This is a genomic window from Pseudonocardia sp. NPDC049635 (assembly GCF_040659795.1).
Taxonomy (GTDB): domain Bacteria; phylum Actinomycetota; class Actinomycetes; order Mycobacteriales; family Pseudonocardiaceae; genus Pseudonocardia.
In genome coordinates this window covers 68322-80470 of the sequence record NZ_JBFAON010000009.1, presented here as the reverse complement: position 1 = coordinate 80470, position 12149 = coordinate 68322, and the positions used below count along the sequence as shown (strand labels likewise).

General features: G+C 73.5%; 11 protein-coding genes. 7 read left to right on the top strand and 4 right to left on the bottom strand.

Features of this window, described 5'->3' with window-relative positions; all coding sequences use genetic code 11:
* The first annotated feature begins 19 nt into the window (after positions 1-19).
* From AB0J24_RS13535 to AB0J24_RS13515, 5 genes are all read left to right on the top strand, one after another.
* Positions 20-1186 (top strand): CoA transferase, encoded by a 1167-nt coding sequence (locus AB0J24_RS13535; protein ID WP_358680209.1) that lies wholly within the window; start codon positions 20-22, stop codon positions 1184-1186.
* The gene (locus AB0J24_RS13530) at positions 1183-1974 is read left to right on the top strand and encodes a citryl-CoA lyase (RefSeq protein WP_358680207.1); all 792 of its coding nucleotides are present in this window, start codon (positions 1183-1185) and stop codon (positions 1972-1974) included. Before AB0J24_RS13535 ends, AB0J24_RS13530 begins: the two co-directional genes overlap by 4 nt.
* Positions 1975-1983: 9 nt before the next feature.
* Positions 1984-2877 (top strand): dioxygenase, encoded by an 894-nt coding sequence (locus AB0J24_RS13525; RefSeq protein ID WP_358680204.1) that lies wholly within the window; start codon positions 1984-1986, stop codon positions 2875-2877.
* A 5-nt stretch (positions 2878-2882) separates the two neighbouring features.
* Positions 2883-3833, top strand: a complete 951-nt coding sequence (locus tag AB0J24_RS13520; RefSeq protein WP_358680202.1) for a zinc-binding alcohol dehydrogenase family protein — start codon at positions 2883-2885, stop codon at positions 3831-3833.
* 148 nt (positions 3834-3981) lie between these two features.
* On the top strand, positions 3982-4653 hold the full coding sequence (locus tag AB0J24_RS13515; protein WP_358680199.1) for a GntR family transcriptional regulator: 672 nt from the start codon (positions 3982-3984) through the stop codon (positions 4651-4653).
* Positions 4654-4668: 15 nt separating this feature from the next.
* Here the strand turns inward: AB0J24_RS13515 and AB0J24_RS13510 are convergent, their stop codons facing one another.
* The 3 genes from AB0J24_RS13510 to AB0J24_RS13500 all read right to left on the bottom strand — a co-directional run bounded on the left by AB0J24_RS13510 (position 4669) and on the right by AB0J24_RS13500 (position 7598).
* On the bottom strand, positions 4669-5976 hold the full coding sequence (locus tag AB0J24_RS13510) for an acyl-CoA dehydrogenase family protein (protein ID WP_358680196.1): 1308 nt from the start codon (positions 5974-5976) through the stop codon (positions 4669-4671).
* Between the two features lie 46 nt (positions 5977-6022).
* Positions 6023-6472, bottom strand: coding sequence for an Rrf2 family transcriptional regulator (locus AB0J24_RS13505; protein WP_358680193.1), 450 nt, complete (start codon positions 6470-6472; stop codon positions 6023-6025).
* Between the two features lie 121 nt (positions 6473-6593).
* Complete coding sequence (locus tag AB0J24_RS13500) at positions 6594-7598, bottom strand: acyl-CoA dehydrogenase (RefSeq protein ID WP_358680190.1); 1005 nt, start codon at positions 7596-7598, stop codon at positions 6594-6596.
* Between the two features lie 276 nt (positions 7599-7874).
* Here AB0J24_RS13500 and AB0J24_RS13495 point away from each other — a divergent pair, with 276 nt between their 5' ends.
* Positions 7875-10751: an FAD-binding and (Fe-S)-binding domain-containing protein gene (locus AB0J24_RS13495; protein WP_358680188.1), complete on the top strand. Its 2877-nt coding sequence runs from the start codon at positions 7875-7877 to the stop codon at positions 10749-10751.
* Here AB0J24_RS13495 and AB0J24_RS13490 read toward each other — a convergent pair.
* On the bottom strand, positions 10726-11367 hold the full coding sequence (locus AB0J24_RS13490) for a LysE family translocator (RefSeq protein ID WP_358680185.1): 642 nt from the start codon (positions 11365-11367) through the stop codon (positions 10726-10728). The genes AB0J24_RS13495 and AB0J24_RS13490 overlap by 26 nt on opposite strands.
* Before the next feature lie 155 nt (positions 11368-11522).
* On the opposite strand from AB0J24_RS13490, the gene AB0J24_RS13485 reads away from it, so the two are divergent.
* Positions 11523-12116 carry a putative immunity protein gene (locus AB0J24_RS13485; protein WP_358680182.1) on the top strand — a complete coding sequence of 198 codons (594 nt, stop codon included), beginning with the start codon at positions 11523-11525 and terminating at the stop codon, positions 12114-12116.
* The last annotated feature ends 33 nt before the right edge of the window (positions 12117-12149 follow it).

Genomic DNA, 12149 nt, shown 5'->3' with positions numbered 1-12149 from the left:
GATCAGTACGGAGGATCTCATGGCCGACCCCGGAGCACCGGACCCTGGCGGCGGGCCGCTGTCGGGCATCCTGGTGGCGGACTTCTCCCGGATCCTGGCCGGGCCGTACGCGACCATGCTGCTGGCCGACATGGGGGCCGACGTGATCAAGGTCGAGGGCCCGGCCGGTGACGACACCCGGACCTGGATGCCCCCCGAGCGCGACGGCGAGTCCACCTACTACCTGGGCATCAACCGCGGGAAGCGGTCGATCGCGCTCGACCTGCGCGACGCCGACGACCGCGCCGCCGCCCAGGAGCTCGCCCGCCGCGCCGACGTCCTCATCGAGAACCTGCGGCCCGGCGGGATGGCCCGGTTCGGGCTGGACCACGACAGCGTCGCCGCGACCAACCCCGGCGTCGTCTACGCCTCGATCTCCGGTTTCGGGTCGGGGGCCGGTGCGCACGTACCCGGTTACGACCTGATGGTGCAGGCGATGTCCGGCCTGATGAGCCTCACCGGGGACCCGGACGGGCCGCCGTACCGGGCGGGCATCTCGGTGTTCGACGTGATGGCGGGCAACCACGCGACGATCGGCATCCTGGCCGCGCTGCGGCACCGCGACCGCACCGGCGAGGGGCAGCACGTCGAGGTCAACCTGCTGTCCTCGGCGCTGACCGGGCTGGTCAACCACAGCTCGGCGTGGGTCGCATCGGGCACCGTGCCGTACCGGATGGGCAACGCCCACCCGAGCGTCTTCCCGTACGAACCGCTGCCCACCGCCGACGACGACATGATCGTCGCGGCCGGGAACGACCGGCAGTTCGGCAAGCTCTGCGAGGTCCTGGGCATCCCCGGTGTCGCCGACGACCCGCGGTTCGCCCGCAACGCCGACCGCACCGCGAACCGTGAGGCGCTGCGCCCGATCCTCACCGAGCGGCTCGCCCGGCGGGGCGCCGTCGAATGGTTCGAGCTGCTCACCGAGGCCGGCGTGCCGTGCGGCCCGATCCAGACCATCGACGGCGGGTTCGCGATGGCGGAGCGGTTCGGCCTGGACCCGGTCGTCGAGGTCGGCGACGGCGACCGGGCGATCCCGACGACCCGCCACCCCATCCGCTTCTCGACCACCCCTGCGGTGTACCGGCTCCCGCCGCCGCAGCTCGACGAGCACGGCGCCGACCTGCGGAAGTGGCTGAGCGAGACATGAGCGACCGGACCTACGAGACCGCGCTGGGCGCCTCGACGAAGGACAGCATCACGCTGCTCGGACACGATCTCGCAAACGACGTCATGGGCGAGGTCGGGTTCGGCGAGCTGGCGTTCTGGCTGGCCACCCAGCGCCGCCCGGAGCCCGGTGAGACCCGGGTGTTCGAGGCCGTCCTCGCGGCGCTGGCCGACCACGGGTTCACCCCGACCGCCATCGTCACCCGGTTGACCCACCTGTCCGCACCGGACTCGGTGCAGGGCGCGCTGGCCGCCGGGCTGCTGGGCGGCGGGTCACGGTTCCTCGGTGTCACCGAGGACTGCGGCCGGTTCCTGCACGAGCACCTGCCCGCCGAGCATCCCACCGACGACGCCGGTTGGGACGCCGTCGCGCTGGAGATCGTCCGGGCGCAGCGGGCCGCGAAGCGCTTCGTTCCCGGCCTGGGCCACCACGTGCACAAGGACGGCGACCCGCGCACGCCGCGACTGTTCGCGATCGCCGACGAGGAGGGCCTGACCGGCCCGCACCTGCGGCTGTTCGCCGCGATCGGCCGGACCCATCCCGAGGTGCTGGGGCGCACGTTGCCGCTGAACGGTGCCGGGGTCTGCGGCGCTGCGCTGGCCGATCTGGGCCTGCCACTGGAGCTGCTGCGCGGGTTCGCGCTGCTGGCCCGCACCGCGGGACTGGTCGGCCAGCTCGCCGAGGAGCTGCGCAACCCGGTGGCGAACGACATCTTCCTCTCGGTCGACCTGAACAACCGGTCCGTCCCGCCGAGCCCGTACCACCCGTAGGAGAATGCGATGACGCAGGAAACCACGACGCACCAGGCCACGCAGCCCACCACCGTCACCGAGGACACGATCACCGACGTCGCCGTCGCACGCTGGGCGACCGCGCACGACCCGCGCACCGCCGAGCTGATGACCGCACTGGTGCGGCACCTGCACGCGTTCGCCCGGGAGACCCGGCTGACCGAGGCCGAGTGGATGGCCGCCGTGCAGTGGCTCACCGCGACCGGGCAGATCAGCGACGAGAAGCGCGAGGAGTTCATCCTCGCCTCCGACGTGCTCGGCCTGTCCATGCTCGTCGTGGCGCAGAACCACCGGTTCGACCCCGCGGCCACCCCCGCCACCGTCCTCGGTCCGTTCCACATCGACGGTTCGCCGGAGCGGGAGTTCGGCGAGGACATGTCCGACGGGCTGCCCGGCGAGCTCCTCTACGTGCACGGCACCGTCCGCTCGCTGGACGGCACACCGGTGCCCGGTGCCATGCTCGACGTCTGGCAGTCCGACGCCGACGGCGCCTACGAGGCCCAGCTCGACGTCGACGAGGCCCGGCTGCGGGCCAAGTACACCAGCCGTCCGGACGGCACCTACTGCGTGCGGACGATCGCCCCGCGGGGTTACGCGATCCCGATGGACGGCCCGGTCGGCGCGCTCATCTCGCGCACCGACATCAGCTACTACCGGCCCGCGCACATCCACTTCCTGATCGCGGTGCCCGGTTTCGAGCCGCTGATCACCCACCTGTTCCGGGAGCACACCGAGTTCCTGGACTCCGACGTGGTGTTCGGCGTGAAGCGCGAGCTGATCGTCGGCTTCGAACAGCACGGGCCGGGCCCGACCCCGGACGGCGGACACTCCGACGGACCGTGGCTGGAGGCCCGCTTCGACTTCGTCCTGCAACCCGCCTGACGCCGATGCGACGCGTCGTGATCGAGCACCCCGGGGCGCCACCGGTGGTCCGCGACGGCCCGGCGCCCGAGCCGGGCCCGGGTGAGGTCGCGGTCGAGCTGCTGGCCGCCCCGGTCACCCCGCTGGACCTGCTGTGCGCATCGGGGACGTCGTACTTCGGCGCGCCGGTGACCCCGTACGTGCCGGGAGTGCAGGGCGTCGGCCGGGTGGACGGGCGGACCGTCTGGTTCCCGACGACGGCCGGGATGCGCCCCGGGGATGGCAGCATGGCGGTGGTCGCCGTCGCGGCGACCGAGGACCTGGTGGGTCTCCCGGAGGGGGCCGACCCGGTCGCCGTCGCCGCCGCCGGGCTGTCCGCGGTCGCCGCTCACGCCTGCCTGCACGCGCGCGGCGGGTTGACCGCCGGGGAGACGGTGATCGTGCTCGGCGCGGGCGGGATCGTCGGGTTGTCGGCGGTGCAGTTCGCGCGGGCGGCCGGGGCCCGGGTTGTCGCAGGGGCCCGCTCCCCCGCCGCCCGGGAGCGGGCCGCGCGCGCCGGTGCCGACGTCGTGGTGGAGCTCGATCCCACCGATCTCCCGGTGCTGGCCGCCCGGTTCGCCGAGGCCTGCGACGGTGGCGCCGACCTGGTGGTCGACCCGCTGTTCGGGGTACCGGCGGCGGCCGCGCTGCGCGCGCTGCGGCCGGGTGGGCGGATGGTGCACCTGGGCAGCTCGGCGGGGGACATCAGCCCGATCGACTCGGCGACGCTGCGCAGCGGGTCGCTGCGGTTGATCGGCTACACGAACAACGAGCTGTCGCGAGCCGAGCGGGCGACGATCCTGGGCGCGGTCGCGAAGGCCGTCGCCGACGGGACGCTCGACCTGCCGTACGAGCGGTGGTCGCTCGACGACGCCGCCGCGGCCTGGCAGCGCCAGCGGGACGGGCAGGTGGACGGCCGGGTCGTGCTGGTGCCCTGACCGGATGGCCCCGCCACGATGTCACAGAACACGCAGGTCACCGGCACAGTGTGGGGCACACGAGTGGCATGTAGCATTCGGTGTTCGTCCTGACCGGACCGGGCACCACGGTCCGTACCTCGCCCGCGCCGGTGAGCGGAGGAGTGTCATGGAGCGGCTCACCGACCAGCCCAGCAAGGCCGACCGGCTCGCGGTCGCCGTGCGTGACGCGATCCGCAGCGGCGACCTGACCCCGGACCGGTTGTACTCGGCCCAGGAGCTCGGTGAGATGTTCGGCGTCTCCCGGACCCCGGTGCGCGAGGCGCTGTTGAAGCTGGCGAACGCGGGGCTGGTCCGGATCGAGCGGAACCGGGGCGCCCGCGTGCTGCACAGCACCGAGGCCGACATCACCGAGGTTTTCACGCTGCGCCTGCTGCTGGAACCGGCCGCCACCGGCCGGGCTGCGGTGGACCCGGACTTCCCGATCGGTGAGCTGAGAGCGGCGCTGGAGCGGATGAGCGCGCACGAGGACGATCCCGATGCGTTCTTCCGGGCCGACTGCGACTTCCACGACGTGATCCTGCGGGCCGGCGGGAACGGGCGCCTGGCCGAGATCGTGCTGTCCCTGCGGGACGCGATCACGGTGCAGGGCAGGCGGAGCATGCCGGGCGTGCGGGGGGCGGCGCAGATCGTCGCCGAGCACCGGGCGGTCGCCGACGCGCTCGCGAGCGGCGACCGCGAGCGGGCGAGCGCGGCGATGCGCGAGCACCTGCTCAGCACCGCCGACGTGCTCGTCGGCGACCCGGCCGCCTGGCGTCGGGAGTGGGAGCGCTGGGGCTGATCCCGCGCGCCGGAATCACCCCCCGGGTGGGCGCTCGAGCCCGTATCCCTCCATCGAGCGGGTGAACTCCAGCGGATCACCGTCGACGAAGGTGTCGGGGCCGAAGGCCGGGTCGGCCATCAGACCCCAGGCGCGGCGCCGCTGCATGGCGAGGTTGCCGGCGTCGTAGAGCGGGAAGACGGCGGCCTCGCGGTAGAACTTGGCCATCGGGAAGCGGGTGTCCAGCGCGTTCACGCCGACGATCCGCATGCAGTCGAAGACCACGCTCTGCATCAGGTCGCCGCAGAAGACCTTGCTCATCCCGCCGAGCGCGTGGCCCTGCCCGGGGTGGCCGTCGAGGTAGTGCGCGGCCTTCCAGCACAGGTAGCGCCCGGCCTCGATCCGGGCCGCGATGTCGACCAGGAGGTTCCCGACGGCCTGGTGCCGGATGATCGGGACCGCCCCGCCGCCGGTGTAGGTGCGCGACCACTTGAGCGCGTACTCGTAGGCGCCGCGGGCCACGGCGACCGCGGCGATCCCGGCGATCGGGCTGGACCAGGTGAAGTTGCGGTGGATCAGCAGGTCCCCGTCGCCGTGGGCGAGCACGTCGTCCGGGCCGACCCGGGCCCCGTGGAAGGTCATCGTCACGTTCTGACAGGTCCGGTGTGCCAGCTTGTCGATGACCTCGTAGGTGACCCCCGGGGTGCCCCGCTCGACCAGGACGACGCTGAGCGCCGACGTCCCGCCCGCCGTGCGGTCGGTCCGGGCGACGCACACGTTGAGGTCCGCGCCGCGCAGGTCCCATCCGCCGGCGTTGCACGGCCAGTGCTTCTCCCCGTTCAGCACGCGGTCGCCGGTACGCCGGTCGACCTCCGCGAGCAGCTGGATCCCCGCCCGGGGGTTCGGGTGGTCGAAGTTCGCGGTGCCACCGCGTTCGCTGACCACCCAGCCGGCGAGGAACTCGCCCCGGGTGTCGGCGGCCGCCCGGCCGATCCACCGCTGCTTCTGCTCGTCCGTGCCGTGCCAGAGCACCGGCATCAGGGCCAGCCCGTTGACCAGCAGGATCGTCGGGAATCCCGGGTCGACCGCGCAGAGCTCCTCGATCGCGATCAGGAAGTCGACCATGGACGCTCCGCCGCCGCCGTACTCCCGGGGCAGGAACATAGCGGTGAAGCCGGCCTCGGCGGCGCGCGCGTAGACCGGCCGCATCGCCAGGAAGGCGGCCTGCGGATCGGGGAGGGTGTCGGCGGCCTCCGCCGCCGGGCGCAGTACGGACTCCGCGAAGTCACGCGCCCTGGACTTGAGCCGTTTCTGACGGGAGCTCAGATCGAAGTCGACGGCCACCCGGATCCCTTCGTACGAGCTCGGTGCGGAGCGGGCGCCCGGCCGGTCACTCCCCGGCTGCGAGCCGGGACAGCCCCAGGGCGCCGCGCAGACCCTGGTCGTTCGCCGCGATGTCCTCCAGAGTGCTCCGGTCGAGCACCGCGAAGTAGGCATCGAGCGCGTCGGAGAACACGGACCGGGCGCCGCAGACGCCCGCGACGCGGCAGAACCGCGCGGGACCGAGGCACTCGACGACGGCGAAGTCGTTCTCCATCAGCCGCATGATCTCGCCGACCGTGATCGTCGCCGGGTCGCGCACCAGCGTGACACCGCCACCACGGCCGCGGGTCGTCTCCACCAGCCCACCACCGGCCAACCGGTGCACGACCTTGTCGAGGTGGTTGCGCGAGACACGGTGCGCCGTGGCGATCTCGCCGACCGAGCCGCGCCGCCCGGGGGCGACCCGCAGGTAGAGCAGGACGCGGATGGCGAAGTCGGCGTGCGTGGTGTGCTTCATGCGGGCCCGTCTCGATCGGCTGTCTGCTCGGACGGTACCCGCCCGGCAGGCGGGCCGTCCTCGCTCGACGCGACGGCTGCCGGCCGGTGGACGCCGGGCCGGCAGCCGTCACCGACGGTGCTCAGCCGACGAGCGTGCCGATCGATTCATGGTGCTTGCCGAACTCGACGTAATCGTCGTCCATGATCGCCCGCGGGTTGAAGTCGGGGTCGGCGAGGATGCCGTGCACCCGACGGCGCTGCATGCCCATGTTGCCGCCGTCGTAGATCGGCAGGACGGCCGCCTCGCGGAGGATCTTGCCGAAGCCGTTCTGCAGCTCCAGGCTGTTCACCCCGACGATCTGCATGCACTTGTAGACGCACTGGAACATCAGCTCGGTCACCTGGATCTTGTTCATCGCACCGACCAGCTCGGCGTGCTGGTCGTGCTTGTCCAGGTAGTCCGCCGCGCGCCAGGAGAAGTAGCGCGCCATCTCGATCTGGGACGCCACGTCACCGAGCACGTAACCCACGTTCTGGAAGTTGATGATCGGCTTGAGGGCACCGGCGGTGTGGCCCTTCGCGAACTCCAGGGCCATCTCGTAGGCGGCACGGGCCATGCCGACCGCGGCGATCGCCGCGACCGGACCCGACCAGGCGAAGTTGCGGTTGATGACGAGGTCCCCGTTGCCCTGCGCGCCCGGCAGTAGGTTCGCCGCCGGGATCCGGGCGTTGTCGAAGACGATCTCGGCGTTGGACGCGAGCCGGTGCCCGATCTTGTCGAGGTGCCGGTAGGTCACACCGGGGGTGTCCCGCTCCAGGACCAGTGCCGACAGGCCGGAGGTGCCACCAGCCCCGGGGTCGGTGCGGACGATCAGCGTCCCGGCGTTGACGCCGCGCTCGTCCCACCCGGCCGACGACGGCCAGTACTTGCGTCCGTTGACCACGAAGTCGTCGCCGTCGCGCACGGCGGTCAGCCCGACACCGGCGGGCCGGGGCAACGGGATGTCGAAGTTCGCGGTGCCCGCCGGGTTGCCGGGCGGTTCGCTCGCGGTCCAGCCACCCAGGTACTCGCCCGTCGGGTCGGACGTGGCGGCCCCGAGGAAGCGCTGCTTCTGCTCGTCGGTCCCGTACCAGGCGATCGGCATGAGGCCCAGACCATCTGCAGCTCCGGGAATGGGGGCCGGCGCGGGCCGGCCGCGGGTGGGGTGACCGCGGTCGGCCGGTCCGCGGTCGACGGACAGAGTCCTGAACACGCATTTCAGATGCGTATTTGAATGGTAACGGTGAGGTTGCGGAGTGTTGCCCACGTCTCACAGCGGCGTGCGGCCCGTTGTGCGCTCGGGGCTGCGGGCCCCGACGATGCTGGTTACTACAAGTAGCATGTAACATGCGACCTGTTCGTCATCTCCAGGGAGAGACCCATGCTCGACGTCGCGCCCCGCCGACGGGCCACCACCGGGGCCCACCCCGCACTGGCGGACGCACTGCGCCGGACCGGTGTCGAGTTCCACGACGACCCCGGCACCCGGGCCCGCTACGCCACGGACGCGTCGCTCTACCGGATCCCGCCGCAGGCGGTGGTGCGCCCGCGCTCGGCCGACGACGTGCTCGCCGCACTCGCCGTCTGCCGGGAGCTCGGCGTTCCGCTGACCTCCCGGGGTGCGGGCACCTCGGTCGCCGGGAACGCGATCGGCCCCGGCGTCGTCCTCGACTTCAGCCGGCACATGAACCGGGTGCTCTCGATCGACCCGGACACCCGCACCGCCCTCGTCGAGCCGGGCACCGTGCACGCCACGCTGCAGGCCGGGGCCGCCGCCCACGGTCTGCGGTTCGGGCCGGACCCGTCGACACACACCCGCTGCACGATCGGCGGGATGATCGGCAACAACGCCTGCGGGGCCCGCAGCCTCGGCTACGGCCGGACCTCGGACAACGTCGCCGGGCTGGAGCTCCTCACCGCGTCCGGCGAGCGGATCGGGACCGCCTACGACGCCGCCGGCCGGCCCACCGTCACCGGTGGCGCCGAGCTGGTCACCCGGCTGCAGGACCTGATGGCGGGCTTCCTCGCCGTCGGGCGCACCGAGTTCGACCGGTTCGGCAGGCAGGTGTCCGGCTACGCCGTGCAGCACCTGCTCCCCGAGCGGTTCGACCTCGGACAGGCACTGGTCGGCTCCGAGGGCACCCTCGGCGTGCTCACCGGGGCCACCGTCCGGCTGGTGCGCGACCCGCTGCACCGGGTCATGGTGGCGCTGGGTTTCGACGACATCGTCGCCGCCGGTGAGGCCGCGCCGCAGGTGGTCGCCTTCCGGCCCACAGCCTGCGAAGGGCTCGACTCCCGGCTGGTGGACGTGGTCCGCACCCGGCGCGGCGCGGACCGGGTGCCGGAGCTGCCGGAGGGCCGGGCGTGGCTGTTCGTCGAGCTCGCCGGTGACGACCGGGACGAGACGATGGACCGGGCGTCGGCGCTGGCCTCGTCCGGCATCTCCGCCCGCACCCGGATCATCGACGACCCGGCCGTCGCCGCGCCGCTGTGGCGGATCCGGGAGGACGGTGCGGGTCTCGCCGGCGTCGCCCCGTCCGGCCGCCGCGCCTGGGCGGGCTGGGAGGACGCCGCCGTCCCGCCCGCGTCGCTGGGCGCCTACCTGGCCGAGTTCGACGAGCTGCTGGACAGCCACGGGCTGACCTCGGCGCCGTTCGGGCACTTCGGCGAGGGCTGCATCCACGTCCGGCTGGACTTCCCGTTCGACCGGCACGACGGCACGACGGCGTTCCGTGAGTTCCTGACCGCCGCCGCGACGCTGGTCGCGAAGTTCGGCGGGACGCTCTCCGGTGAGCACGGCGACGGCCGCGCCCGCAGCGCGCTGCTCCCGACCATGTACTCCCCGGAGGCGCTGCGCCTGTTCGGCGGGCTGAAGGCGGTCTTCGACCCGGACGGCCTGCTCAACCCGGGCGTGCTCGTCGACCCGGACCCGGTCGACGGTGCGGTGCGGGTGACCGCCGACCTGCCGCTGCTGCCCTCCCGCGGGTTCCGCTTCGAGCACGACGGCGGCAGCCTCACGAACGCGGTGCACCGCTGCACCGGGGTCGGGAAGTGCCGCGCCGACAACTCCGGGCACGGCGGCCTGATGTGCCCGTCGTACCTGGCGACCCGCGAGGAGAAGGACTCCACCCGCGGCCGCGCCCGGGTGCTGCAGGAGCTGATCCGCGGCGAGCGCCCGGACTGGCGGGCCCCGGAGGTGCACGAGGCGCTGGACCTGTGCCTGTCCTGCAAGGGCTGCACCTCGGACTGCCCGACCGGGATCGACATGCCGGCCTACAAGGCCGAGGTCCTGCACAACGCCTACGCCGGACGGATCCGGCCGCGCTCGCACTACTCGCTGGGATGGCTGCCCCGCTGGGCCCGCCTGGCCGGGCTCGCACCGCGGCTGGCGAACCGGGCCGCGACGCTGCCCGGGATCGGGCCGCTGATGCTCCGGGTGGCCGGGGTCGACACCCGGCGGTCGGTGCCCCCGTTCGCGACGACCCCGTTCCGCCGCTGGTGGCGGCGCAGCGGACGCTCCGCGGCGACCGGCGGCACCCCGGTGCTGCTGTTCACCGACAGCTTCACCGACGGCTTCTCCCCCGCCGCCGCGCGGGCTGCCGTGGCGCTGCTGCGCCGCGCCGGTGTCGAACCGCGGGTCCCGCGGCGGCAGCTCTGCTGCGGGCTGACCTGGATCTCCACCGGTCAGCTCGACGCGGCCCGCCGGATCCTGCGGCGCACCACGGCCGAGCTGGCCGCGGCCACCGCGGCCGGGATCCCGATCGTCGGGCTGGAGCCGTCCTGCACGGCGGTGCTGCGCAGCGACGCCGTGGAGCTGCTCGGTACCGACGAGTCCCGCGCCGTCGCCGCGAACACGTTCACCCTCGCCGAGTTCCTCACCCGTCAGGACGGATGGACCCCGCCGGACCTGTCCGGGGTGACCGTGGTGGCCCAGCCGCACTGCCACCACCACGCCGTCATGGGCTGGGCCGCGGACCGGGAGCTGCTCTCGCGGGCCGGCGCGTCGGTCCGGGCCCTCGCCGGGTGCTGCGGCCTGGCCGGGAACTTCGGCGTCGAGGCCGGGCACTACGAGGTCTCGGTGGCCGTCGCCGAGCAGAACCTGCTGCCCGCCCTCGACGCCGATCCCGGCGCCGTCGTGCTGGCCGACGGGTTCTCCTGCCGCACCCAGATCTCCGACCTGCGCGGACGCACCGCGGTGCACCTGGCCGAGCTGCTGCTCGACGGCGGCGCGGTCAGGGAGCGGACGGCGACGGGCTGATCGCGGTCCGCACCGCGAACCCGCCCAGGACCGTCCCGGCGATCCAGCGCTGGACCGTCATGGCGCGGGGCCGCGACGCCAGGAACCCCGACACCGACGCGGCGGTCAGCACGATCAGCGCGTTCACCGTGACGGCGACGACGATCTGGGTGCCGCCGAGCTGCAGCAGCTGGCTCCAGGCGGCCCCGTCGGCCGGGTTCACGAACTGCGGGAGCAGCGCCGCGTACATCAGCGCGATCTTCGGGTTCAGCAGGTTGGTGAGCAGTCCCATCCCGAACAGCCGAGCATCCGACTCGGGTTCGAGGGTGCGGGCCTCGAACGGGGAGCGGCCGCCCGGACGGAGCATCGTCCAGGCCAGCCAGGCCAGATAGACCGCACCGGCGATCTTCACCGTGGTGTACGCCGCGGGGACCGCGACGAACAGCACCGACAGACCGGCCGCCGCGGCCACCAGGTAGCAGAGGAACCCGACCGCGGTACCGGCCAGCGAGACCAACCCGGCGCGGCGCCCCTGGGAGATCGCCCGGGAGGTCAGGTAGACCATGTTCGGCCCGGGGGTGAGCACCATCCCGAGCGCGACCACGACGACACCGAGAACAGCGGACAGCTCGATCACGACACGGTGCCCCTTCGGCCGACGGACTCCGGTGAGCAGAGCACACCGGACCGGCGCACGGCGAGCGGTATACCGCCGACCTGCGGTGATCTGTGTCGCGAGGATCCCGCCAGCGGGCGGGCGCCGGGCCGCAGGCCGCTGCGAGGATCGGGGCCATGGCGCACGACGATGACGCCCCGGGCGTCACGACCGACGAGCTGCGGGCCGTGACCCGGTTCGTGCTGCACAGCGCCGACGAGCTCCTCGGCGTGTTCGAGGCGGCGCACCCCGGTGACGACCGGCCCCGGGCGGCGGTCGAGGCGGCGCGCGCGTTCGTCGACGGCGCACCGCGGTCCCGTCGGCAACGGGTCACCTCGCTCGCGGCACACCGGGCCGGCGCCGCCGCGGCGACGGAGCCCGCGGCGCTCGCGGCCCGGGCCGCCGGCGACGCGGCGGCCGCCGCGTACCTGCACCCCCCGGCCCAGGTGTGGGGCTGGGGTTCCGAGGTCGCCAGGACGTCCCAGGTCGGGCACGTCCTGCGGGCGGCGGCCTGCGCCGCCCGGGTGGCCGAGCTGGCGGCGGGTGAGGACGCGGAGGTGGCTGCGGGTGAGGACGCGGAGGTGGCTGCGGCGCACCTCGCGGAGTCGTTCCGCCGGGCCTCGCCGCAGATCGCCGGGATCGTCCGCAGGTACCCGCCGATCGGAGCGGGCCGCAGCCGGGTGGCGCGGCTGACGAAGGCGCTGGACGACCGCTGCCGGGTGGGCCCCTGACCGGTCACCGCGGCCGGGACCGGGGGCGGAGGC